Annotated in this window: 23 protein-coding genes and 3 pseudogenes; 12 read left to right on the plus strand and 14 right to left on the minus strand. The window is 53.8% G+C overall.

Annotated features, from left to right (window positions below; translation table 11 throughout):
* Positions 1-83: 83 nt before the first annotated feature.
* The 3 genes and pseudogenes from ACYZUM_RS10425 to ACYZUM_RS10435 all read right to left on the minus strand — a co-directional run.
* Positions 84-713, minus strand: coding sequence for an APC family permease (locus ACYZUM_RS10425; protein ID WP_473061358.1), 630 nt, complete (start codon positions 711-713; stop codon positions 84-86).
* Positions 714-834: 121 nt separating this feature from the next.
* Positions 835-1,815, minus strand: a complete 981-nt coding sequence (locus ACYZUM_RS10430) for an IS5-like element IS1384 family transposase (RefSeq protein WP_010466230.1) — start codon at positions 1,813-1,815, stop codon at positions 835-837.
* A 65-nt stretch (positions 1,816-1,880) separates the two neighbouring features.
* Positions 1,881-2,543, minus strand: a pseudogene (locus ACYZUM_RS10435) (APC family permease); the annotation flags it as partial.
* Positions 2,544-2,909: 366 nt separating this feature from the next.
* Here ACYZUM_RS10435 and ACYZUM_RS10440 point away from each other — a divergent pair.
* Together ACYZUM_RS10440 and ACYZUM_RS10445 are read left to right on the plus strand one after the other, a co-directional pair.
* Positions 2,910-3,123, plus strand: a pseudogene (locus ACYZUM_RS10440) (hypothetical protein).
* Positions 3,124-3,458: 335 nt separating this feature from the next.
* A complete protein-coding gene (locus ACYZUM_RS10445; RefSeq protein ID WP_042559146.1) occupies positions 3,459-5,024 on the plus strand; it encodes a methyl-accepting chemotaxis protein in 1,566 nt (521 codons plus the stop codon).
* 130 nt (positions 5,025-5,154) lie between these two features.
* Here ACYZUM_RS10445 and ACYZUM_RS10450 read toward each other — a convergent pair whose 3' ends face one another.
* The 3 genes from ACYZUM_RS10450 to ACYZUM_RS10460 form a co-directional block, all read right to left on the minus strand.
* Positions 5,155-5,520 carry a histone-like nucleoid-structuring protein, MvaT/MvaU family gene (locus tag ACYZUM_RS10450; protein ID WP_042559145.1) on the minus strand — a complete coding sequence of 122 codons (366 nt, stop codon included), beginning with the start codon at positions 5,518-5,520 and terminating at the stop codon, positions 5,155-5,157.
* Between the two features lie 168 nt (positions 5,521-5,688).
* Positions 5,689-5,988, minus strand: coding sequence for a hypothetical protein (locus ACYZUM_RS10455; protein WP_042559144.1), 300 nt, complete (start codon positions 5,986-5,988; stop codon positions 5,689-5,691).
* A gap of 296 nt (positions 5,989-6,284) precedes the next feature.
* On the minus strand, positions 6,285-6,995 hold the full coding sequence (locus tag ACYZUM_RS10460; RefSeq protein ID WP_042559143.1) for an SOS response-associated peptidase family protein: 711 nt from the start codon (positions 6,993-6,995) through the stop codon (positions 6,285-6,287).
* Between the two features lie 97 nt (positions 6,996-7,092).
* On the opposite strand from ACYZUM_RS10460, the gene ACYZUM_RS10465 reads away from it, so the two are divergent.
* The 5 genes from ACYZUM_RS10465 (at position 7,093) to ACYZUM_RS10485 (ending at position 11,243) form a co-directional block, all read left to right on the plus strand.
* Positions 7,093-7,524: a LexA family protein gene (locus tag ACYZUM_RS10465; protein ID WP_042559142.1), complete on the plus strand. Its 432-nt coding sequence runs from the start codon at positions 7,093-7,095 to the stop codon at positions 7,522-7,524.
* On the plus strand, positions 7,511-8,791 hold the full coding sequence (gene umuC / locus ACYZUM_RS10470) for a translesion error-prone DNA polymerase V subunit UmuC (RefSeq protein WP_042559141.1): 1,281 nt from the start codon (positions 7,511-7,513) through the stop codon (positions 8,789-8,791). Before ACYZUM_RS10465 ends, umuC begins: the two co-directional genes overlap by 14 nt.
* A gap of 127 nt (positions 8,792-8,918) precedes the next feature.
* Positions 8,919-9,476: a lipocalin family protein gene (locus ACYZUM_RS10475; RefSeq protein ID WP_042559140.1), complete on the plus strand. Its 558-nt coding sequence runs from the start codon at positions 8,919-8,921 to the stop codon at positions 9,474-9,476.
* Positions 9,477-9,519: 43 nt separating this feature from the next.
* A complete protein-coding gene (locus tag ACYZUM_RS10480; RefSeq protein WP_042559139.1) occupies positions 9,520-10,044 on the plus strand; it encodes a DUF3833 domain-containing protein in 525 nt (174 codons plus the stop codon).
* A 272-nt stretch (positions 10,045-10,316) separates the two neighbouring features.
* Positions 10,317-11,243, plus strand: a complete 927-nt coding sequence (locus tag ACYZUM_RS10485; protein WP_042559138.1) for a DMT family transporter — start codon at positions 10,317-10,319, stop codon at positions 11,241-11,243.
* A gap of 158 nt (positions 11,244-11,401) precedes the next feature.
* Here the strand turns inward: ACYZUM_RS10485 and ACYZUM_RS10490 are convergent, their stop codons facing one another.
* Entirely contained in the window at positions 11,402-13,825 is a 2,424-nt protein-coding gene (locus ACYZUM_RS10490) for an AAA family ATPase (protein WP_042559137.1), read from the minus strand.
* A gap of 148 nt (positions 13,826-13,973) precedes the next feature.
* Complete coding sequence (locus ACYZUM_RS10495; RefSeq protein WP_042559136.1) at positions 13,974-14,456, minus strand: HIT family protein; 483 nt, start codon at positions 14,454-14,456, stop codon at positions 13,974-13,976.
* A gap of 251 nt (positions 14,457-14,707) precedes the next feature.
* On the opposite strand from ACYZUM_RS10495, the pseudogene ACYZUM_RS10500 reads away from it, so the two are divergent.
* A pseudogene (locus tag ACYZUM_RS10500) lies at positions 14,708-14,899 on the plus strand (DUF4113 domain-containing protein); the annotation flags it as partial.
* Positions 14,900-15,012: 113 nt separating this feature from the next.
* On the opposite strand, the gene ACYZUM_RS10505 reads toward ACYZUM_RS10500, so the two are convergent.
* Positions 15,013-15,210 (minus strand): hypothetical protein, encoded by a 198-nt coding sequence (locus tag ACYZUM_RS10505; protein ID WP_042559135.1) that lies wholly within the window; start codon positions 15,208-15,210, stop codon positions 15,013-15,015.
* Positions 15,211-16,289: 1,079 nt separating this feature from the next.
* On the opposite strand from ACYZUM_RS10505, the gene ACYZUM_RS10510 reads away from it, so the two are divergent.
* Positions 16,290-16,658, plus strand: coding sequence for a hypothetical protein (locus ACYZUM_RS10510; RefSeq protein ID WP_042559133.1), 369 nt, complete (start codon positions 16,290-16,292; stop codon positions 16,656-16,658).
* A 135-nt stretch (positions 16,659-16,793) separates the two neighbouring features.
* Positions 16,794-17,408, plus strand: a complete 615-nt coding sequence (locus ACYZUM_RS10515) for a hypothetical protein (protein ID WP_042559132.1) — start codon at positions 16,794-16,796, stop codon at positions 17,406-17,408.
* Between the two features lie 89 nt (positions 17,409-17,497).
* Here ACYZUM_RS10515 and ACYZUM_RS10520 read toward each other — a convergent pair whose 3' ends face one another.
* A complete protein-coding gene (locus tag ACYZUM_RS10520) occupies positions 17,498-18,607 on the minus strand; it encodes a CHAT domain-containing protein (protein WP_042559131.1) in 1,110 nt (369 codons plus the stop codon).
* A gap of 101 nt (positions 18,608-18,708) precedes the next feature.
* Between ACYZUM_RS10520 and ACYZUM_RS10525 the strand changes: the two genes are divergently transcribed.
* A complete protein-coding gene (locus tag ACYZUM_RS10525; RefSeq protein ID WP_042559130.1) occupies positions 18,709-19,203 on the plus strand; it encodes a hypothetical protein in 495 nt (164 codons plus the stop codon).
* Between the two features lie 193 nt (positions 19,204-19,396).
* Positions 19,397-20,209 carry a serine protease family protein gene (locus ACYZUM_RS10530; RefSeq protein WP_042559129.1) on the plus strand — a complete coding sequence of 271 codons (813 nt, stop codon included), beginning with the start codon at positions 19,397-19,399 and terminating at the stop codon, positions 20,207-20,209.
* 625 nt (positions 20,210-20,834) lie between these two features.
* Here the strand turns inward: ACYZUM_RS10530 and ACYZUM_RS10535 are convergent.
* The 4 genes from ACYZUM_RS10535 to istA are packed head-to-tail and all read right to left on the minus strand — an operon-like array spanning position 20,835 to position 24,499.
* Positions 20,835-21,824: a hypothetical protein gene (locus tag ACYZUM_RS10535; RefSeq protein ID WP_473061327.1), complete on the minus strand. Its 990-nt coding sequence runs from the start codon at positions 21,822-21,824 to the stop codon at positions 20,835-20,837.
* Positions 21,821-22,180 (minus strand): hypothetical protein, encoded by a 360-nt coding sequence (locus tag ACYZUM_RS10540; protein ID WP_473061328.1) that lies wholly within the window; start codon positions 22,178-22,180, stop codon positions 21,821-21,823. The genes ACYZUM_RS10535 and ACYZUM_RS10540 overlap by 4 nt, the downstream gene beginning before the upstream one ends.
* Positions 22,177-22,926: an IS21-like element IS1474 family helper ATPase IstB gene (gene istB / locus ACYZUM_RS10545; protein WP_003460139.1), complete on the minus strand. Its 750-nt coding sequence runs from the start codon at positions 22,924-22,926 to the stop codon at positions 22,177-22,179. The genes ACYZUM_RS10540 and istB overlap by 4 nt, the downstream gene beginning before the upstream one ends.
* Positions 22,814-24,499 carry an IS21 family transposase gene (istA, locus tag ACYZUM_RS10550; protein WP_473061204.1) on the minus strand — a complete coding sequence of 562 codons (1,686 nt, stop codon included), beginning with the start codon at positions 24,497-24,499 and terminating at the stop codon, positions 22,814-22,816. The genes istB and istA overlap by 113 nt, the downstream gene beginning before the upstream one ends.
* Between the last annotated feature and the right edge of the window lie 114 nt (positions 24,500-24,613).

Raw genomic sequence — 24,613 nt, forward strand, 5'->3', positions numbered from 1 at the left:
ACCTGATACAACTGCACCCAGCCCGCACTCCTATGACTTCGACGAGCTTTACGCTGCGATAGACCGGCGAAGCGCTTACAAGATCAGCCAGGCTCCACTGGCGCCGGCAGTGCCACTCTTGAACAGACAAAAAGCAGCATGCCTATCAGAATCAAGCCCCCTCCCCGCATCCAAGTCTCCAGACTTTGCTGACTGAGCAGCACCAGGCACGAGACGATAGCAAGTACCGGAACCCACGTCGGCACCCGAAAGTGATTTTCCGCAACCTCGTCGCGGCGCAGGATTAACACGGACAAATTAGTGCTGAAAAATACAAACAGCAGGAGCAGGACGACGGTTTCGGCCAATGTAGCTAGCGTTCCCGTCAGCGTGAGTGCGATTGCTACAAGGGTGGTAGCGATGACCGCGATCCAAGGGGTGCGTCGCCGAGGCAGCACCTTGCTCAAGGCGGTCGGCAAAAGTCCTAGACAGGCCATGCCATAAGTAAGGCGACTCGCCATTATCATGGTTAACAGCGCGCCGTTGGCTACCGCGATCAGTGCAATGAACGCGAAGACGCGAGGCGGAATGTTTAAACCTGACGCCCGAACCACTTCAAGAAGAGGAGCCGAGGTTGCCACAAGTTTTTCCATGGGCAGTACGGAAGATGCCGCGACGCCGACAGCCATGTAGACGACTCCGGTGGTTAGGGATGGTCTGAAGTAGCCATGTATTTCCCCGGCATACCACCTAGCGCAACTTTTAAACTCGCCAAATGATCAAAAAACAATCAATTCGACGAGTATTTCTTACGTTTTCGCCACCCGGACCCCACTCCGGTGGCCATTTCCCGCATTACAGGCGCACCTCTCCTGCATTCGTCAGTAAATGTCGGCGCGCCATCCACAGGTTCGACAGAGCGAACAGTGTCACCAGTTGCGCCGTGTTTTTGGCCAAGCCGCGAAAGCGCACCTTGGTGTAACCGAACTGGCGCTTGATTACCCGGAACGGATGCTCGACCTTGGCGCGCACCTGAGCCTTGGCCTTTTCAATCTTGCGCTTGGCTTTGTACAGCACGCTGCGCTTATCGAGTTTTTTGTAGGTGCTGCGGCGTGCCGCCACCTGCCAGATAACTTCACGTCCTTCATGCTCGGGCCGCTTTTCGACACCGGTGTAGCCTGCATCGGCGCAGACCACGTTTTCGTCGCCATGCAGCAATTTGTCCACCTGGGTGACATCCGCCACATTGGCCGCCGTGCCCACTACGCTGTGCACCAGACCCGATTCGTCATCGGCGCCGATGTGGGCCTTCATGCCAAAATAATACTGGTTTCCCTTCTTGGTCTGGTGCATTTCCGGGTCGCGCTTGCCGTCCTTGTTCTTGGTCGAACTGGGCGCATTGATCAGCGTTGCATCGACGATGGTGCCCTGGCGCAGCGACAGGCCGCGGTCGCCCAGATAGCCATTGATGACAGCGAGGATGCCGGCCGCCAGCTCGTGTTTCTCCAGCAAGCGGCGGAAGTTGAGAATGGTGGTTTCGTCGGGGATGCGCTCCAGGTTCAGCCCGGCAAACTGGCGCAGGATCGTGGTTTCGTACAGCGCTTCCTCCATCGCTGGATCGCTGTAGCCGAACCAGTTCTGCAGCAGATGCACACGCAGCATCGCCATCAACGGGTAGGCCGGACGGCCACCTTCACCTTTCGGATAATGTGGCTCGATCAAAGCAATCAAGCCCTTCCACGGCACCACCCGATCCATCTCGATCAGGAACAACTCCTTGCGGGTTTGCTTGCGCTTGCCAGCGTACTCGGCGTCGGCGAAGGTCATCTGCTTCATCGGGAAACTCGGTGGGTGGGGTCGCGGTATTTTGCCAAATCAGAAAGTCTTTTTCAGAGTTTCCTTAGCAATGCGGCAAATAATGCGCGCGGATAAACTTTTCGTACGTCTCGAATTTCTTCCGCGAGATTGGCGGATGTTTCGAATCCTACAAAAGAATAGAAGGCGATCAATGCCGCGCCCAAAACGGCTAACATCGGGCTGATCCCCGGCTTGAACTCCAGGCTGCGACCCAATTCCGCTTCGCCTGTACGGAAATACCAAGCAGCGGCAACAACGACCAAAAGAAGACCCGACAGCTCAATGACTGTCATCACCAGGTTGGCTCCCAAAGACTCTCTAATTCCCCTCGCATTTAAGAGCGCGATAACGAGAAGGAACAGTAGGGCTGCGATGTGAGGCGATACACGGATGAACGCCGCTAGGTAATCACCCGCAAACGCCAGCGATAAACCCGCCGCGCTCGTAACAGCTGCCGATAGCATGCAAAAGCCAACGAGAAAAGAAATGAGCGGAGACCGGAACGCCTTTTCTGCGAAAACCGATGCGGCGCCCGCGTGAGGATATTTTGTCACCAACTCTGCGTAGGAACCTGCAGTAAGCATCGCGAAAAACAGAGCGATGAGCAGGGGCACCCATATTGCGCCACCTACCTCGCCCGCAATTGTCCCGGCGAGCGCATAAACGCCCGCCCCGAGTACATCGCCGAGAATAAACAGAAAAAGCATAGGGCCAGTGACGGCGCGACGCAGGGAGGTCTTGGGGGGCGTAGTCTTCACGTTCAACTTCCTGGCTTGAGGTTGCGACAGCCGATCAGTGGGCTGATAGCTAGGTGGCTTTACTCTCAAGCAATGGAAATTCGCGTATCACTAAAGTTCACATATCTTGCCAAAGTGACGGGGGGAATACGCCGCCTCTACAAGCAGAATAGGGCTTCAAAATCGCCCTCGAACTCAATAAAAATCTATAACAAAAAAGGCCGTGGCGGGCCTTTTTCGTAATCAAACTAAAATCACTTAGTCAACCTAGACTGACCTTGTCGGAGCCGCGTCCGGCTACCAAGACCTTTTGCTACGCCGACCTCTTTCAGGAGGATTCGCGATGCCAAATCATTCCTGATCCCTTCCCTACTATTCAAGATCAATCAAAACCAATTCGCGTGAGACCGCCATCATGGAGCTCACCCTATGTGTCAAGCAGCGTGGAACGGTTTAGGTTGGAAGCAATGGGCGTAGTACGCTGGAAACGATCAGCAAGAACGAAGATTTCATCGATATGACTCTCGCGATGCTCATGGCACCGGAGTGATCTACATCATGATCCGTATGCCTAACCGTGCAGCCGCACTGTGCCAAACCCATGGGATTCCCAAGGCACCGTTAAAGGCAGCCTAAAAGCGGGGGCTTTCAATCAGTTACCGAATCATCACTGATCTGATTGACCTTTTTAGTACCTCAGGGCGTGTATCGCCATTCGGGACATAGAACATCACAAATCGCTCGTGTAGCTCAAACTGCTCGAGGTGGCCACACCTCAATACACTTAACACAACCTATTGTTATTAAAGTTTTTTTTGCGATACCCACTAACCTTTTTCTAGTATCTGCCGATGGCATTCTAATTGGACATAAGAGGCATCGGGAATGAGAAACAATCAACCAGTAACGCAGCGCGAAATTGCGCTAGCTCCTCAACAAAAGCTCATCTCAACGACAGATGTCCGAGGAGTTATTACTTATTGCAATGACTCCTTCGTCGAGATCAGCGGTTTCGACCGAAGCGATCTGATTGGCGCCCCTCAAAACATCGTCCGCCATCCTGATGTTCCATCTGCAGTCTTTGCGCATATGTGGAGCGCTCTTAAGCAAGGCAACCCGTGGATGGGGATTGTCAAAAACCGTTCTAGGAATGGCGATCACTACTGGGTGAACGCTTACGTAACACCAATTTTTGAAGGCAGCCAAGTCGTTGGCTTTGAATCGGTCAGAGTCAAACCGACCGTTGAGCAGATCCGACGCGCAGAATCCCTTTACCGGCGCATCAGCCAGGGAAAACCCGCCATTCCCACTCGAGACAAGTGGCTGCCTGCCCTGCTGGACTACCTGCCGTACCTTGTTATGGGTCTGGTGGGCACTTTGAGCGGTCTACTTCTCGACGCATCCGTAGCTATTGTCGCCACAATAGGCACATCCGCTCCGCTCGGACTGATGACCTCTCGTTGGCAAAAGCAAGGAACAATGCGCCTGTTGCAGATGGCTGAGCCCTCTACTTCTGATCAACTTATTGCACAGATGTACAGTGATCAGCACGGGGCTCAAGCGCGTTTGGAAACAGCCTTTGTGAGCCAGGCTGCGCGTCTGAAGACCTGTCTCACACGCCTGCAAGACACCGCAGAGCAACTCAGTGGGTTAGCCGGGAGATCCGACATACTGGTCTCTGACAGCTCACGTGGACTTGATCGCCAGCGCGTCGAGACCGAGCAAGTGTCCGCTGCAGTCAATCAGATGGCGGCGACCACACAAGAAGTCGCGAGCCATGTCCAGCGCACCGCTGACGCCACCCAGGAGGCTAATCTGTTGACCGGACGCGGACGCGACATTGCCCGAGATACCCGCGAAGCGATCCAGCGCCTCTCTGCAGTGGTGGGTGAAACTGGGGAGACCGTCGCGCAGTTGGCCAAGGACAGCAACGAAATCGGAACAGTGGTCGACGTAATCAAAGGTATTGCCGATCAAACCAACTTACTGGCACTGAATGCCGCGATCGAGGCCGCGCGCGCTGGCGATATGGGTCGAGGCTTCGCTGTAGTGGCCGACGAGGTACGTCAGTTGGCACAGCGCACGTCTGAGTCCACTAAGCAGATCCATGACCTGATCACCAAGCTTCAGACTTCCTCTAACACTGCCGTACAGACAATGGAGAGCGGCCATCGTCAAGCCGAAGAAGGTGTGGCGTGGGTACTTGAAGCAGACAAGGCATTGGTGGGAATCAGTGAAGCCGTAGCCCACATCACTGACATGACAACGCAGATTGCGGCCGCCACTGAAGAGCAAACCGCCGTCGCCGAGGAAATCAGCCGCAACATCACCACCATTGCCCAACTCGCGGATCAGACATCGGAGCAAGCTCATCACTCAGCAGAACTTAGCAAGGAGTTGACCAAGACAGCGGCAACTCAATATTCGTTGGTCGAGCGCTTTAACCGATAGCCCCAACATACTGAGCCATAGGCTTTGTCATTGTATGGGGCCGCGAAAAACGCTCTGCTTTCTAGTTCGAGCGCTCTTCCTCGCCAGCTAACTAAGGGCCTTCTCAGGCCCTTTTGTACTCAAACCAAAATCACTTGGCCAGCCATGACTCGACGGTGTCGGAACCATGCTTAGCTTTCCATTCTTTTAGACCTTTGTGATTGCCACCCTTAGTCTCAATAACCTCGCCAGTATGAGGGTTCTTGTAGACCTTCACCTGGCGAGCTTTCCGGGTGCCGCCTTTCGTCGCTGCTACTGGAGCGCGACGACCCGCTTGCGGATCAAGCAGATTGATCACGTCCTTCAGGCTGTAGCCATATTTTGCGAGCAAATCGCGCAGCTTCGTTTCGAACTCAATTTCTTTCTTGAGGCCAGCATCCCCCTTGAGAGCTTCAAGCGCTTGGAGTTGTTCGGCGAGGTGTTTTTCAAGTTGGCGGAATTCGGCAAGTTTGGACATGGAAATTCTCGATGTGAGTAATACCTAGAGGTTACACCATAAATCACGCCCCGCACTTACAAGTAGTTGCTCGTGAGGTCTTTCACCCAGCCAGCCGATATTAAAAGCTGTTTCCAAGCGACAGTAGGTCTTGGATTGATTCCGTGTGAATGGCCGATGCGCCTTTTCTTATAGATGAGTATTCGCCTCCTCAGCCGGATAAAACTCCCCCACCATCCCCATCATTTTTAGCTGTTCGCGCACGATCAACTCAACGCTGGCAACTGTGGCTTGATCGTCAGGGTTGACCAATTGCAAGCACAGGCGTCGGACATTCTGATCGTGGGTGCCCTCGCTCATCATCTCGTGGGTGAAGACCTGTTCACCACGCCATAGGCATAGCTGGGTATGAGTCTCGCCGAGCCATATCTCGTTGAATGATCTTAGGTCGGTGGTAGCCAGTTGATCGGCGGTGATTGTCTTATCCATTGCTCTGTACCTTATCAATAAGCAGTTACAGGTAGACTTCCGGGCACAGGGGGTCGTTCCAACTGCCAGCAGGTGACCCGGCTAGATGGTGGTGAAAATACCTCTCGGATTGATAGCGGACAATCAACGATTTAATCCGGCAAGTACGAATAGACGACGGGAATTACATGACTAATCTGACTGCTTTTACATTCAGATGGCCGCGCATGGAAAAGCCTTACTCCCCTCTTCATGCCAATACTTCTGTTCGCTGGCGTGCAACTGCCGATACGCCGGCTCTCAGACTGCGGCTGAAGTCAGTCATCCACGTCTTCGAGCAGTGAGAGGGGCTGAATCAGATGCGGGCCTTGATTACGAACGTTACCCACATCCTTTCTAACCTTGTACCAATGAAAATCGGTAACCGGTCGGCAATGTTCCATCGCGATTTCCTTGGCTCGTTCAACTGACGTCTCAGGATCAATCCATTCGCGAGCGTGCTCAGGCGCCAGAACAAGGGGTTTCCGGTCATGGATATCGACCATACCCTCATCGCTCGCGGCGGTGATGATGACGAAGCCATCTCGATCATCCGGCTCCAGGCCTTCGTGTACTTCAGCCAAGCCGGCGAAGAACATCGGAATCTGCTCTTTCAACGTAATGAAATAGGGCTGCTTTTTCTTTGCATCATCGGGGTCTTTAACCCATTCAAACCAACCATTCGCCGGCGCGAGTATGCGACCATTTGGCCAGAGCTGACTGAAGAATTTCCCGGTCATGACGGTCTCGACTCTCGCGTTTATTGGATCAGGACGCTTTCCCTTCGCCCAGAACGGCGCCCACCCCCATTTGACCTTATCGACACTCAAGCCCTCTACCGCTGGCCGGATGATTTCCACCCGCGTAGAAGGCGCGACGTTGTACCGCTCGACTGGCCAAAGGTCATAGCCATTGATCACCAGCTGCGTAGGCGCAAGCTCCTTAAGGTAGTGATCCATCGATTCGTAGATCGAGTAGCGTCCGCACATGGTGTCACCCGTCGAATTGTCATACCTATGAGATTGACCGCAAGCCAAGCAAATCGTTAACTGTATGCATGTACAGTTAACCTACAAGGTTTGCATCATGAGCGTCACCATTCTCGGCCCACTCGCGTCTGGCGGTAGGAAACTGCCCCTCTATTCTTCCAGGGTGCCGGCGGGCTTCCCCTCCCCGGCGGCTGATCACATCGAAAAACATATTTCCCTCGATGAGCTGTTCGATATCCGCGCGCCGCACGTATACCTGGTGAGAATTGATGGAGACAGCATGCAGGGCGCCGGCATCTATTCAGGGGATCTGGTGGTTGTTGATCGGAGCATAGAAGCGGTCAGTGGCGATATCGTCATCGCAGCGCTCAATTCCGAGCCATTCTGCAAACGCCTGCTTTTGCGGGAGAACGCCGTGATGCTTTTGTCAGAGAATCCAAAATATCCGGCAAGGCATGTGATGGAGGGTGATGAGCTGGTGATCTGGGGTGTGGTGAAATATAGCGTGCGCGATCATGACAACACGTGAGCCCGTCTTTGCCCTGATTGACTGCAACAGCTTCTACGCGAGCTGCGAGCGAGTGTTCAGACCCGACCTGGCAAAGACGCCCATCGTGGTTTTGTCCAACAACGACGGCTGTGTGATTGCGCGCAGCTACGACGCCAAACCTTTTGTGAAAATGGGCCAGCCGTACTTCCAGATCAAAGACCATCTACGCCGGCATGGGATCGTAGCCTTCAGCAGTAATTACGCTTTATACGGCGACATGAGCGAACGCGTCATGACGATCATCGAATCGCTGGTGCCTGCGCTTGAGGTCTACAGCATTGACGAGGCGTTTGCCGATCTGACCGGCGTCCCAGGCGATCTGCCTGCATTCGGAAGGCACATGCGATCCACGCTTCTAAAACGCACAGGCATTCCTGTCGGTGTAGGCATCGCACGCACGAAGACGCTGGCCAAGCTCGCCAACCACACAGCCAAACGGCTGCTGGACATCACTGGCGGCGTGGTGGATCTGTGCGATCCGTTCAAACGGGACTGGACGCTGCGCAACACCGATGTCGGCGAGGTCTGGGGCATCGGCAGGCGCATGAAGGCGCACCTGGAAACGATGGGCATCAAGACCGCCATGGACTTGGCCAAAGCCGACCCGTGGATGCTTCGCCAGAAATTCAGCGTGGTGATTGAGAAAACCGCTCGGGAGCTCGCCGGCACCTCCTGTCTGGAATTAGGTGAAGCTGATCCACCCAAGCAGGAGATCTGCTGCAGCAGGATGTTCGGCAACCGGCTCACGCAGATTGAGCCAATCAAAGAGGCCGTCGCCACCTACACCCAGCGCGCAGCGGAAAAGCTCCGAGCGCAACACTCGCTGTGCAAGAAGATCCGCGTGAGCATTCGCACCGGCATGTTCAATCCTGAGGAAGCGAAATATGCCAATGGCGCCTTGGTGGAGTTACCGTACCCGACCAACGACGTGCGGCTGATGACGAAGGCTGCGACCGAAGCGGTCAATCGTCTCTTCCGTCCCGGCTACAAGTTCAGCAAGGCGGAAGTGCTGCTGATGGATCTGCGCCAGCCTGGCGAATTCACCGATGACCTGTTCGCGCAATCCCAGCCGGCAATGGCAGACAAGGTGATGGGTGTGCTGGATGAGATCAATGGCCGCTGGGGAAAGGGAGTGCTGCGTTTAGCCAGCGTGCCTGCAGCACCTGGATGGGCGATGCGTAGGGAGCTGAAGAGTCAGAGCTACACGACGAAGGTGGATCAGTTGTGGACGGTAATGGCCAGGTAAGAGGTCGTTGAAAGCGGACGGCAGCCTACATGAGCGGGCCATCGTATCGACTGCAAATCGATAGCACTTTTCACGCTCACCTACCTCCAATGACATGTGCGTTTCTCCTGACAACCTGGAGGTCTCTATGTCGATACGCAAGATCGTTCTACTTTCCTGTCTGAGTGTGGCACTCGCCGGGTGCGCTGGCTCACGCCAGGAGCCCCCTCCCTCCACCATGCAAGTCGACCTGCAGAAATACCAGGGCACCTGGTACGAGCAGGCCAGGTTGCCTATGTTCTTCCAGCGCAACTGCCAGCAGTCAGAAGCGCATTACGGTCTGCGTGATGATGGCCGCATTGACGTCACCAATCGTTGCAGGGAACAGGATGGCGAATGGAAAGAGGTACGCGGAATTGCCGAATCTCAGCAGCCAGGCAAAACAGACAAGCTCTGGGTGCAATTTGATAACTGGTTCAGCCGCATCGCGCCGGGAATAACCAAAGGCGAGTATTGGGTGCTTTACCACGACCCCGCTTACCAGTTCGCACTGGTCGGCCACCCGAACCGGGAATATCTCTGGGTGCTTTCACGCGCCTCTGAAATTAACGACGTCAACCGCGAACAGCTGCTAAAGATTGCTCAGCAACAAGGGTATGACACCAGCAAACTGATCTGGCGTCCGGCAGATCCGACCAAGCCCTAGTCCACTGGGCTGCTTAAGCCCCGAGACCGTCGAGGAAACGCACATGCTCAAGAAATGGATACTGCTGATATGTATTGGCCTTGCGGGTTGCAGCCAAGTGGGTGTGCAGACCTACAGCCAGGAGACGCCCAAGTTTGAGTTGCGCGAATTCTTCGAGGGCCGGGTCGAAGCGTGGGGTATGTTTCAAAAGCGCTCAGGCGAGGTCACGAAGCGTTTTCATGTGGTGATCAATGGCCACTCCGAAGGCCGCAGACTGATCCTCGACGAGTCGTTCACTTACAGCGACGGTACTACGCAAAAACGCGTGTGGACGCTAACCCCTGCTGGCCCTGGTCAATGGCGCGGAACCGCTGGCGATGTAGTGGGCGAGGCGCTTGGTGAGGTGGCTGGCAATACACTGCGCTGGAAATATGTGCTGAACCTTCCGGTGGATGGCAAGGAGTACCAAGTTGATCTGGACGACTGGATGTACCTGATGGACAAGAACACCCTGATAAATCGCTCGTTCATGACCAAGTTCGGTATTGAGGTCGGCCAGATCACCTTGTTCTTCCGCAAGCAGCCTTGAGGTCGAGGGTTACTGCTCAATGATGGCACTGCCACGGGTGGCTCTGTAGACTTTGTCGCTGAGCCGCTCATGGTCGTTTTCTGCCTCTCCCGACCGGCAGCAATCGGCCAAAAGCAGCGTTCGCAGTTGGCCCTTAAGGCCCTGAGTTGGTGGGGACGATAGTCACAACGGCCAGCACTGAACATTGCTGTCTGACGTGTTGGTTATTTGCCCTAGGAATGCGCCACCGTCTGTTAGGATCTCAGTTCACTGACAGAACAGGAGTGCGGTTCGTGAGCAAGTACAGTGCAAGCGCCGACAGCGTTCCCAAGGGCATATGGCTAATAAGCGCTGCTGTCTTTCTCCTTTCTCTGGCCGATGCAGCGGTCAAATATTTCAGCGCCAGACTTCCACTCTGGCAGTTGTTCCTCATCATCTCCTGCCTGTCGGTGCCCACCCTTGGAGTCTGGCTCGCCAGGGGCATCAGATCGGGTCGACACTCAGCCGCCTCGATGTTTTGGGTGACAATCAGGAGCATTCTGCTGTTGTTAATGTGGGTAACGTACTACTCAGCGTTACCGTTGATCCCATTATCAGTGGCTGCCGTGGCGATCTACACAACTCCCCTTTTCATAGCGCTTTTCTCCACCTTTTACGGAGGTGAGCCGTTATCACTGCGGGGTTGGGTAGCGATAGGAATAGGCTTCACGGGTGTCGCCACGGTGTTACGCCCGGGATCAGACATTTTCGTCCTTGCAACCCTGCTACCTGTAATTGCGGCTGTTTTCTATGCGATCGCGATGGTTGTGACACGCCGTCATTGTCGCAATGATCATCCACTTGTATTGGCTCTGGGCTTGAATATCGCTTTTCTTTTCGCCGCCGTCATCGGAGGCATCGCATCGCTAATGGTCAGTGAGTCCACCGTCGCTGGTGCTGCATTTCTACTCTCGCCTTGGCAGACGCCTGGTTGGCAGGAGATGCTTTTTATCTTCTGTTACGCCTGCGCCCTGATTTTCATCAATACGGCTACCGCCAAGGCCTACCAAGTTGCGCCTCCAGCACTTATCGGGACTTTCGATTATGCCTACTTGGTTTTCGCCTGCCTTTGGGGTTATGTACTGTTCCAGGAAACGCCGGATATCTTTACATGGGCTGGAATTTTTTTGATTTTCATTGCCGGTTTCCTGATTCTGCGTGCCCAAAAATATAATCAATAAGCTGTTCTTGGCCCAGAGACGTCGTTCGTGAGCGGCAGCTGTCGGCCATAAGCGGCCGTTCGAAGAGTCTGGACAATTTGGAGCGATTCACAGCGTAAGTCTTAAAATCCCAGAGATACTGTGCACCTTGGTGACAGAAACTCCGGAATGTATTTACATCAAACTACTCGTTCGGGTTCGCCAATGCTTTTCAACAGGGCATTGTACTGAACAGCATCAGATGCATATATTTTGTCCAAGACATAGTTTGCCACTTTGGCAATCTCCGGGATCTCCACTGGCTTAAAGCTTCTGTCCGGAACAGCTTCCAAGTGAGAAAACTCGTTATTAAGTCGATTGACAAGAGCAATAGCAGTGTCCTCATCTTCGCCAAAGAATTTTTTAATCCGTTCAAAGGCGTCGTTCCTATCATCATGATAGGGGTACTTGAAGAAAAGAAAAGCCTCAAGGAATTTTCGCAGATTGTTGCCGAAGCCAAAGAATGGTTCGTGGCTAATTTTTGCAGCAGCTTGGTCTTTGCATTTGTATATCTGGTGAAATAGGTAGTGAAACTCGGTAATGTATTCTTTGAGGTAAGACGGCATAAGTAAAATATTACTTGCCGCCCCGTTGCGCTCAATCAGAAAGTGCTCGTGATCGTAAACGCTCTTATTTTTACCTTCACCTGCAGGTATCTTCTTCGTTGGAATTGACAAACGTTTGAGGTATTTCAGAAAATCCAAGTTGTGCGTTGAAATAAACAGCTGCTGATAGCGGTAACCATTTGATCCATCTACTTTTTTTATTGGCTTAGCGATCAAGCTTTCAATCAGGCTAAACATAAAAAATATATGGTTGCTATCCAAGCTTGAAATAGGATCGTCGATGTATATTATTAATTCTTTATCCTTGCTTTCTGGATTTTCTAGCTTTGCAATGAAGTAACAAAAGGCAATCAGACTGCACTCACCTTCGCTTAGGTTGTACGCAGCCTTGCCGTCTCGTGTGATCTCGAATTTGATAGTTGCCTTGTCAGCACCGTCCCGAGGCTCAAGCTTGAGGCCGTCGTGTCCGAAGAAGTTGTTGAGCAGTGAGTTGACTCGCCCGGCCCCTTTACGCTCATCCTTCTGCTTGGCTCTCAGGTTTTGGATTTCTGTCTCGGCGTCGCGAATTACCTTTTCTGCATCCGTATACGTCGTGCCTGCAGTATCGGCGCTGGTCTTGAGTGTCGCTATACGGGCAGATTCCGCTTCAAAGGTAATAGCGTCCGCAAACGCAAACACGTTAGCTAATCGAAGCGCTTCTCTGGCGGCAGCCTTGTCCTGTTCCAGAGTTTTTGTCTTTCCGTTGTTTTTGGCAATCAAATGATTGATGGCGTCCACATGCCTTTGAATTTCTTTTGGATCGTGCAACGCCGGTAGAGGTACAGTGGCTTGGAACAAATTGCTCTTTCGTGTTTGCAGTGAGTCCTTGAGCGTTTCCATATCTTTTTTGTAGACGCCCAATGCATCGGTAAGTGCCTTGCTGCTCGTATCAAAATCGGAGCGTTCCTCCGTATAAAACTGATCACCTCTCAGCGAAACAAACCCAGCGACTGCCACAATCTCGTCACTGACTGAAGTGATGGCATTGTCCAAAGCGATTTCAATATCTCCGGACTCCTTGCTGAAATGCTCGTCTAACCTTTGCCAAATGTCATGAGGCAAACTCTGCTGGCAGAAGCCACAGACCTGGCGTTTATCACGGTGGTGGGCAATACCTTGCTTAACCCACAACTGCAACAAACTGTCGTTGAGTAGTTCCTGAATCGGCTTGGTCGGCGTAATGACTTTGGATAGGATTGGCCCTACTTGGCCTCTTATAGAATCAAACTGGAGGACTATAGCTAGCGTTTCCGTTATGTCAGGCAAGGCTTCCTGCTTGAGCAGTGCAAGCTTTCCAGCTTGCTGCTGAAGGGTCAGTGGGACGAATTCAACCTTCCTAGAGGCGGCAATGTCTCGTCTGATGTAGTCGATGTTGTACACCGGAACGCCATATTGAAGGTTCTTCTTGATCTTGTCAGCCGCATGCGAACGCAGTTTGCTTTCCAGTGCAGTGAAGGCGGTACTGTGTTCGGTCTTTGTACGATCGCGCTCTTTTCTAATTGCATCATGATCGAAGCGAAGGCCAGTCTTAGTCTCAATGCTTCCCAGCTTCGCCTCGATTGAAGCAATGGCTTCGTCAATTTCCTTATTCTTTTCACCGACTATCGCAAAGGTCTTGATCTCACCCCCATCCTGATTGATCAAAAAGCTGAGGTTATCAGTCACAAAATCGCGATTGTAGACTCTCACATCGTATTTGTGAGTCAGTAGACCCGAGCAGGTGACCGAGCCCTTATCGCCGGCAACAGTGAAGGAGGAATCGACATAGTTCATAGGGAGTTTATGCGTTTCCAGCGCACGAAAAATACGAGAAAGAGTCGTCTTACCCGAATAGTTGCGTCCGTAAAGGATATTTAAACGCTGGAAGGTCTTGACGTTATTCCCGCTATCCCTAACTGCTTTTTTCCATTCTAGACCGGAGAAGCTACCGAAGCTTGCGATGTCAATCTGGTTGATCATTGATCCATTCCTACCCTAGTGGACTTCGATCGCCCCCAGTTTAGTAGCTGCTTTGAATGTCTGCTTCTGGCCGAGAGCTGCCTGTGGCGAAGTGCAGCAATCGACCGGTATCGGATGTCCAATTTTGCGGATGATCAGACTCATCCTTCTACAGAAAGGCGCCACGTAGATCTTTAATCACACCGCCAACCGTGAGACCTGGAATTTTTGGTGGGGTGGTATTTTCCCCAAACTCTCTCCATATGAACAAGGTCAGCTCTGCGCCGTCAGTTGAAGAAGGGCCGTGTTCAGCGTGGGCGAAATTTTCAAGGAGCCGATAGCGAGCATCACTCCAGAACATGTCTTCGACCCAGTGGAAGACCGGTATGAAATGGAAGTGAATTGGTAAACCTGGTTCATGACCGAAGCGACCGATATATAGCCGCTTGGGCCGGAGTCGCTGCTCAATTATATTTTGAGTCTTGGCGAGCAACCCTCCCAACTCTGTAAGCGCATCTGATGGCAGATCAGTCAACGACGCGGTTTGCATTTTTGTTCCCAACATCAAGTAGCCGGGAAGCGCGCTCGCGAGGTGATGGTTGATAATCCAATGATCGGTTTCATGAATAATGAAATGCGGGGCAATTTCCATTTGCAGTATGTCCTGATGAACTGACGTAGCAGAATAGCAACGTCATTTCCCTATGTCCGCTTCTGGCCGAAAGCTGCCAATGGAGGCTAACCCTCCCGGAGCGACAACACATAATTGGTTTCTCAGCGAATTCCTTCTTGAAGCGCCTAGATTGCCTCTGATGCATTCAATCGAGCAGTCATGAAGGATGTAACGAGCAGCAGCGAGCGACCGGATGTGCGCATGACAGAATGGCAAAACTGCGAAGATGGTTCGTGGGTGTGCAGCCTGTACCGGCTGAAAATCCTATGGGTGTCCTGGATGAGATCAATAGCCGGTGGGGAAAGGGGGTTCTCCGTGTGGCCAGTGTGCCTACTGAGCCTGGTTGGGCGATGCGCCGAGAATTGATGAGTCAGAGTTACACGACGAAGGTAGAACAGTTGTGGACGGTCAAGGCTGGATAGCCGGGCGGTGAGACGCACTGTTATCTAGCGCGAGCGGTGCGTCATCAACGACTGCCCACGATCAGAAGGTATCACTCTCAGTTCTCCTGGCGGAACCCAAAGCGCTCAGCGCCTCACCATTCACTGGTCAGGAAGAGCAATGCAATGAAAGCCGCGAACGGTGCGAACATCACCAAGGAACCTACGGCGAGCGCCCAGCCCCAAGCAAAACCGCTTTCGCCTTTGAAACGACCGCTGCTCAGCAGTCGTAGCACGAAGACGCCAATTCGATAAGCCAAAGTATTGAGCAAGATATCAATGATGAAATCCATTTTTATCTTGGTGCCTCCTGGCGCTGGGGTGCTGCAGCTCCGACACCGCAAGGCGTTTATTGGAAGGGATGGCCAAATTGGGTGAGTATTTCAACGGGACACGAACTGTTTAGAGGTTTAGATGATAGTCCAGCGATCTGCTCTTTCTTTCCAATTCGATCTTACCTCGCTGAGGTACGACCATTCGTTCTTTCGCCGAATGCAACCAATTGGGCTGAACCTAGACTTAGAGCCTCAGCATCGGCGAAGCACATCGCTCCTTCGCGAAGCGCCTATACCTCCTCCCTAGCTCCAGCCGGACTGATTTGCCCATGAACCCCAAAGATTACGCCCGCTATCTGTAAAACCGATACGACAATTCGTCACAGAACATGACGGTGTTGCATACGATAACTTGAGCAATCATGAAACCGAGCCCGGCGCCGACAAACGCTACGCCTGCAATGATCCACCCAAGGCTCGCATTCAAACGAAATCTCAACAACCAAGCCGAGATACTTGTGCCTATGAACATGCCCGGAACGGAAAACAAATGCCCTAGCCCCATGAGGCCTCCATCACGCCCTAAGCTCGATATGACTGACATGTAGATCAGAAGAGTGAGGGACACGGCGGCTGTCGTACCGGTTAAAAACAAAGCCGGCGCACGTGAAATCAAGCCTGGAAGCAACGCTATCGCTGACACTCCTACTAGATACCAATAGCCTAAATAAAGCGCATTGCCGGCTGTGGACGCGTAAATGAGAACGAGAGTGACTAGCACTACCGAATAGAGAAGATCATCCTTAAAGCGCATTTTTATTCCCATGCATCGCTGTCAGAGCCGTAATTTCTGAACAGAGTAGCTAATGGGCTGGTGTTCGCTCGGTCGTCCACGAGTGGCAAAGACTTCCACTTGCTTGAAAGCTGATTTAGTCCCGCAATGTAGGCTTGGAAAGCCTGAATCTTTTTTCAGGTCACTTTGGGTTCCAAGGTGTGCTATGACCCTGCCGGCGAGCACAGGGCAGGTGATCAACATGCTGATGGCTTTTGGCCTTGATGCCAGCTAGATTTGGATCTCTCTACGATCAAGGACAGAAATGAAAAAGCTAATTGCGATGTTGGGAGTTTGTTTGACACTCGGCGGTTGCGCTACGTCCCACTACACCGCTGGACGAGACTTTCCGTCAGCCAGTGTAACGAGCATCACCAAAGGCAAAACCACCACTTCAGAACTGAAGTCGCTATTTGGCGAGCCGTACGCCAAGAGCGCCGTGAGCGAGACTGACGAGAAGTGGATATACACCTATACCAATGGCTCAGCTCATGCTCAAAGCTACGTGGTGACCATGAAGGTGACGACTACGGGCACTCAGAAAACTCTCGACGTTTTGATCCGAAATGACGTGGTCATCAACTACACGTTCAGTGAAGGCCCCGCTCCGGGGACTACCACCGCAACCAATTGAAGAGAATGTTTTGGATTAGCCCTACGCATTCAACACTTTTATAGACGTTCTGACTGGAATATGGGGCCAGCCCATTGAAAGCCTTACACGTGGATAAGCTTCTTGCGGAAGCAGATTGAGAAACGGGAACTAATTATGTACGACATTAATGAGCACCGGCATCGTGTCGCCGTTTGGGGAGCTGGTCGTGCCTATTCTCGGCAAGGGCCTGGGCACACCATCGCAGTCGCGAGATATCTAATCGAGCGTTCTGGTTTGGGATCAATCAACACAGCGAGTCAATTGCCCCCTCCTGAGCTGATGGACGAATTTATGAATGAGCGGATCCAAGCTGTCATGGCAGCGTCCCAAGGCCTCACTTACACAAAGCGTCCGAAAGGCGGGCCTAATACCACAGAGCCGTTATTCTGCAGCTACGGTCGTGCTCAAAAGCTTGTAAACATGTATTTGAAACTGAAAATCGTCTGCGCTGGACATCATGATCATCCGCACACGAAAGGTGTGCACCCACCGCTCGATGCAGTGTTATTGAAGGCCCTGGACTCAGCGGAGTCTATAGATCAGGAATGCGATCTCGAGGAGTATCGTCGTAAGCTCAAAACCGCCAAGAAACTGGGCACAACTTGGACAACCTTTGATCGTGCGACCTACGACGCCTATATCGAAGCTATACGACTATTTCAGGGGAGTCAGCCGCTCTGGGCTGTTGAGCGGCTTTGGAATCCTGAGAGAGATGCGATACCGGTCTAAGTCCTTGCATGCTCGATCGCGCCTTCATGCACCAAAGGCGCGGCCACGCAACGAACGTAATCACCCATCGCTCACTATCACTCCTAAAGTCAGGGTATTTTTTTTGACTTTGCCGAAGGACGCACAAGCGTCAAATCTTCGTCCGAAAGGCCCTCCTTCAGATAGAGCTCTGGAATATCGGACTGAGTGAGATCCTCCATCATCAGCGCAGATGTGGCCTGTGCAAATGCTTTCGGGATTGAGTGGCCGAAGCCAATGCTGGAGTAAAACTGGGATGAGAATACCCGAGCAGCTTCATCGCCGATTTCACGATTCATACCGATGGCAGCATCTATCTTTTCAACGCTGCTACGCGCTTGATTGAAAGAGAAACACGTATTGAAAAACACAAGTTTCACGCTGTCAGAGCCGAAGGCGATTGCGCTGACGATCCCCTCCTTGGAAACATGCTTTGGCTTACCATGGTCATCCTGAAGAACCAATGCATCTGCCGAAGTGCCATGGCCGCTGAAATGCACAATGGTGGGGTGGAGTTCGTTTATAGCCTGAAGAATATCCATTGGCCTGACCGCCCAGCGCGTCTGAAAATTCACAGCATCCCGATACTCTGAAGCCCGTAGTTTTTCCCCGATCGATCGTGCCTCCTCATCCAGAGCCAGCTTGTTTGTTCCTGGATCCGAAGCCATGAAAAGTACAGTGATCTGTTCAGGTAATGCTTTCAGTAACTGAATCTGCAAGGCCGTGTCTGCGTGCAAATCTTCATGCCTAGCCAGGCCTGCACCCATCTCACGCATACGGCGCTCTCTGGCCTGCTCTGTACGGTTATGGTCGGCCTGCTGCTTCTTGAGATCGGCATCGCGCTTTTTCTTAGCCGCGTCCTGCTTCTTCTGTTCGCGAGTCTCCTCTTGGCCAACCTTGCTCTGCGCGGCCACAAGCTTCTTATGCTCATCGGCAATCTTGCTATCGAGCTTTGCCATTTCGACCATGGCCCTGCTGTTATCAGAGGCATAACGATCCGCTTCTCGCAGCTTCATGTTGATTGTAGAAGAGCTAGTCGACCTGCCTGCGGCAGCCAAAGCGTCTTGCTTTTTCTTCAAAGCCGCAGCGGCTTTAAAGGAGAGTTTTCCCTTGTCAGCTTGCAGTTTTGCGATGTTTTGCTGACACGTGCTGACTTGCCTTCGATACATTTCAATGCTCATTCGCCGCTCCTTGACTAAAGCTTGATCATAGCAATCCCTGTACAGTGACCTACTCGATTCTCTATTCGGCTTTCATAAATCTTCAACGGACAGATAATGGCATGGACGAGACAATCAGCTACCTGAAAGATCGCTTCAAAGAGGAACAAGGCCGCTTCGACCATTTTGAAAACAAGTGCGCAAAATTCCTGACTGCCGTTTCGATTGTGATTGCAGCAGTAAGCGCTTTAGCAGGCTTGAAAAACGGCATCCTCTTTCAGGTGACATCCCCTTTCGCTGTACTGATCTTCACTTCATTTGCTGCTACCGCCATCTGCGTGGCTTGCTCGTGGGGGCACGCATTCAGCGCCCTGCGCATCAGCGACTGTCCAAGCCTTCCCTCGAGCCGTCGTGCGGCCGAGTATTTGTTAGCGGTTGACTCTGAGCAGCAAAAGCTCCACATCTACAACTGCTACATTGACACCCTTGAAAAACTCCAAACCGCCATTGACGCAAAATCCAAGCCACTTGATTTGGCTTACAAGGAGCTGGTCTGGGGTGCCGGTTTTTTCATGCTACTCGCGATACTCACAACCATCAGAGAGTTCACTGCATGACTGACAAAAAAGTACAGAATAATGAAAACAAGACCCCTCCTCCGCCTCCCACCACGGAGTATCAGCGAAGATCCGAAGAGCCAGTCGTCAATCGGCAGACACCTCCAAACAAGCGCTGATATCAGACTGCCAGCCCTGCCGAGGGCAAGCAGCTCCCAGTTTCACGACATAAAAATTCTTAAAGGAAATTTGAGTGACTCAAGAAGAATGGGAATCCATCAACGCCGATGTTAAAAAACAAATGGTTGAGCATGCGGCACAATTTTTCACCCCAATCAGTATGTCGGAAGAATTCGGATCTGGAGTAGCTTGGGGGAGCGGCGGGTATCTGAAAAATAGAGGAAAAACCTACTTGGTTACCGCTAGCCATGTGTTCACTGATCTATCGGAAAATAGCCTGCTCGGGCACTTGCCCGCTTCCAATGGCGACTACATTGCAGTTACCGAACCGCCGGAACTAGCACGCTGGCCAGTGGATGCTGCTGCTGTCCGCGTACCTCCGATTTCTGACGATTCGGGCATGGCTGCACTGCCAATAGAACGAGTTGCAGACCAATACTCTGCGGTAGAAAGTGAACTCCTGTTCTGGATTGGCTCACCTGGGTATAGGCTTGAACGACACGACCCGATTATCCAGAACAAACGTAGGCATACGCTCTTCGGAGAACTGAACACGTCATCTTTTCCAATTCTTACTCAGGCTCTTCAGGGTGGCAACCCGACTCATCAATCCTTTGATCCAGTCAGGCATGTCGCGATCCACTACCCAAGCCATGCGAAGAGAGAACCTAACGATAGTCCTATCGCATTACCCAATGCAAAAGGCATGAGCGGCAGCCTGCTTTGGAATACCAAATTTGTAGAGATGTACCAGGAAGGAAAGGAGTGGTCGCCAGAAGACGCGGTCGTATGCGGTGTTATCTGGGCAGTGCTAGATGCCCCCGAAGTCGTGGTTGCTACGAGAATAGAATTTGTGAGGGCGGGTCTGAAAAATTCTTTCGTCTGAAACCGGTCAATATTTGGTCAGGGTATTTTTTGGTTACAGGTGGGCTAATAAAAACCCACCGCAGCGGAAATTTATTGCGAGCATATCCATAGAAGAAGGCGTTGCACCTCTCCCGTTGCGCCCTGCAGAATCCCAGATTATTTTATCGACACCCCACCAAGCACAAGTGAAGGCTAGCCCTTAATATGATTGCTTTCTGGGGGAGTGCGCAAGGCTTCAAGCTCGACCCCCATTGTCTCAAGCTGCCGAAGCAGATCAGCCTCTCGTCCCTGTGCCGAAGCCGCTTCCCTGTGTGCCTTACTCGCTTCGAGCGCCTTCCCGAGCATGCTTGTGTTTTTCTTCGAGGTGCCGCGATCGCTAGATGCAACTGGCGCAGTTTTTCGCGGCTGCGCCGGCGATTCGAACTAGGCGGAATTGATGAGATATATCTGAGTGTCGCTCATGAGCAAGCCGATCAAAATATTGAAAGGCTGGCCTGGCTCCAGAACGCTATCGCTTGTAAGCGTCACTGTGATATACCCAGCATGGAGATGCCTAGGAGTCGTCGCAGAAGTCAGGACTCCTGCAACGCACAAGAAACATACTCTAGGCGCCGCCGGCATAAAGCTGTGCGATCTAACGTCAATCAGAACTCGTAATTGAAAAGCTGCTCGAGGCCAAGCCCCTCTTGGGGAATCCAATTTCCTTTGCCCCATAGTGCTGCTATCTCACCACTCAGAGTTGGAAGCCATTTCTCAGCCCTGGCGACGTGAAAGTCCGTTGCTGAGACCCCATCCCTGCGACGCCCGATGGCTAAAAGGCGTTCATATAGGGAGATGCACGGGGTGACCTGCTGGGTATTTCTCTGGTTGAACAGGACGGGGATATCAACACCTTCTGGATCAAGATCCCCGAAGTATTCAGCAGTAACCGCCCCTCTTTCCCGCATTACCTCGACCAACGCTAGGCCAGATGCGTAAATGGTTTTTCCGTTGCCATAAACTACAGCGCTATACATCTTCGCTGATTCATTCCACTCACCTAGGCTCCAGAATGTATGGTGATTTTCCACCAGGAGGACTGGCAATCCTTCTGCATCAGCAGGTCTATATGCCAACGGGTGCTCTACGCGCCTGGTACCAATCACGCTTAACGGCAGCCGTCCGCTAAACAAAGCGCCATCCCGCACCCTGGAATCCAGATATTTCTCGTCGTCAAAGATCTCCAACGACCGTTCGCGCAGCGGAACCACCATGTATTTGCCCCTGCGTCGAATTATCCACTCGTTGATTTTGAGAGCGGTTACGAGCTCTGACGCAGAAAGGCTAGTCCAGAACCCCATTTCAGGAGCCCAGGCCACCTTTACAAAATCAAAGTCACTTACCTTTTTGGGCTCTCGAATCAGTGTGATGAACGTAGGCATAGGCGGATTTCCAAGCCGCTCATAGCTTTGCTTTGCCGGCAGCTTGAGAAGACCTTCCTGCTCACCTTGACGAAGAGCATCAAGTAGCAATCTGTCTCGATCATATGTGTGAAGCTGCTCTGGAAAGCAGTCAAGCCAGGTCGAGCGCAGCACCTTGAGGTCGAGTCGTTTCTGTGGGCTGAGCATCAGTCTTCCGAAGAACAGCTGGCTCATGCTTCGGCGACCTCATCTACAAATGTGGCTTTAACCATTTCAATGTGAGTGCGATGGGAGCTTTTCTGCATACCGGCCTTGCGCAACCTCAGCACACGGCGGAAACCTTCAATGATGTTCGGGTCGGCATTGGCGGTCAGGCAGATGAGCTGGATCTTCAGGCTTTGGGTTAGTATCCGCTGAGCATCGATCAATGCACGTGTTTGCACGTTCGCGAATGGATTATCCAGAAGCAATGGCCCACCTCCTCCTCTCATGGTGCGGATTTCGGTGAACGTGACCGAGCGTTTCGCTAATACGTGACCGGTGCTTCCACCCCGGTTGCGCGGGTTCTGGATTGTAATCGCATCGGTCACGATGCGGCTTGTTCCTCGGCTTTTTTTCGGCGCAGCGACTCGCCTTTCATCGTCAGCCGGTAGGCGTTGTGCACCAGGCGGTCGAGGATGGCATCGGCCAGGGTCGGGTCGTTGATCCAGCCGTGCCAGTGCTCGATGGGCAGTTGGCTCGTCAGGATGGTGGAGCGGCTGCCAGCGCGGTCGTCGATCACCTCCAGCAGGTCATGCCGGGCTCCTTCCTCCAGCGGGGCTAGCGCCCAGTCGTCCAGCACCAGGACGTCGACCTTTGCCAGCTGTTGCAGGGTACGGCCGAAGCTGCCGTCGCCATGAGCGATGCGCAGTTGTTCCAGCAGGCGCGGGGTGCGCAGGTACAGGGTGCTATAGCCCTGGCGGCAGGCCTGGTTGCCCAGGGCGCAGGCCAGCCAGGTTTTGCCGGCACCGGTCGGGCCGGTCAGCAGCAGGTTGTGCTGCTGGCGGATCCAGTCGCCACTGGCCAGGGTGGCGATCAGACGCTCGTCCAGGGCGCGTCCGGAGCGGCGGTCGAGATCTTCCAGGCAGGCGTTGGCGTACTTGAGCTTGGCCTTCTTGCGCAGCCGTACCAGGCGCTGGTTGTCACGCCAGGCCAGTTCACGGTCGAGCAGCAGGCCGAGGCGCTCATCGAAACTCAGGCTGTGGCTGGCCGGCAGCGTCCATTGCTCTTCCAGGGCGCGGGCCATGCCGTCCAGGCGTAGCTGGTGCAGTTGATTCAGGGTGTGTTGCGGCATCATCGAACAGCTCCTGTTGCGGGGGTTGGTAGTAGTCGGCGCCACGGACGTTCTCGTGGTCGCCGGGTAAGGTCGTTTCGGCGGCACGCTGGGGCAGCGGCTGTTGATCCAGGCCTTGCTGGAGCAGGTTGCGCACGCTGCGCCCGGTGAAGGCGCGCAGGTGTACGGCACGTTCGGCAGCGGCTTCCAGGCGTGCATTGCCATAGCGCCGGGCCAGCGAGAGCAGGCCGAGGCAGGCGCGGTAGCCCATCTCCGGGTGCGGCTTGTGGGTCAGTTGGTGATCGATCAGTTGGCGCGTGTAGGGGCCGATCCGCGCGCCCCAGTCGAGCAGGCGTTGTGGCGTCCATTCGCGATGCGCCTGGTGCGCCGCGGGCATGTGCTCGCGCTGGGTACTGTAAGCGCCGCGTCGCCCCAGCAGCAGGTGGCTGGCCACCCGCCGGTTGCCATGCAGCACTTCCAGGGTGTGTGCCGTCAGTCGCACGTCCACGTTCTGCCGGGCCAGGGCGGAGGGCACGCTGTAGAAGCTGCCATTGACCTCGATGTGGTAGTCGATGCTGACCTTGCAGCGCTTGAAGGTGGCGACCTCGTAGGGATGCACCGGCAACGGTCGCAAGGCCGGACGATCCAGGCGCTCGAACCAGTCGCGCCGGCAGCCATCGGGCCGCTTGAACGGGCGCCGATTCAGATCCTCCAGCAGCTCGGCGATAGCCTGGTTAAGCGCATGCAGGCTGAAGAACTGCCGGTGGCGAAGCCGCGCCATGATCCAGCGCTCGACCACCTGCACCGCCACCTCGGCCTTGGCCTTGTCCTGGGGTTTGCGTGGCCGCGCCGGCAGCATCACGGTGTCGTAATGGCGGGCGCACTCCAGCGCCGCCCGGTTCAGGCCCGGCTCGTAGCGATCCGGCTGGGCGACCAGGGCGCGCGGATTGTCCGGCACAACCATTTCCGGCACGCCGCCAAAGTAGGTCAGAGCCTGGCCCAGCGAGGTCAGCCAGTCCACCTGGGTTTCGCCTGGCGTCGCGCAGGCATAGGTGTAATTCGAGGCGCCCAGGGCGGCGACGAAGATGTGCGCCCGGCGCACTTCGCCGGTGGCCGGGTCGACCACCGGCAGCGTCGGCCCGGCATAGTCGATGAATAGCTTCTCGCCCGCACGGTGCAGCTGACGCATCGAACGTTTGAGCGTCTGGGCGTAGCGCCGGTAGTGCTCGACGAACTGGGTGTAGCGGTAGGTCGGCTGGCCCGCATGCGCGGCGAGATATTCCTCCCACAGCAGCTGCAAGGTCACGCCCTTGCGTCGCAACTCGCGGTGGATGCTCAGCACATCGGGCAGCACTCGCTCACCGCGCGGCTTGTTCGTCGACGTCGGTGCAAACAAGGCGGCCGCCAGCGCGGCCTCGTCCATGGCCACCAGCGCCGGCCAGTCCAGCCCGGCCACCCGCGCCGCCGCGATGTACTTGCTAACCACGCCCTTGGACAGCTGCAAGGCACGGGCAATCTTCTCGTGGGACAAGCCGGCCTCAAACTTGAGGCGCAGACATTCTTTGATGTTTCGCATGGCTACTCGCGGCGCCGCCATCTTCCTCTCCCGAAATCGGTCGAGGATGGCGGCGCATCAGGTCATGCGCAACGAAGGGGAAGGCTTTCGCTAAGTCGTGACCGGCGATTTCGGTAAGCCGTGACCACCTGTTTC

This window comes from Pseudomonas sp. m6p (assembly GCF_055760375.1).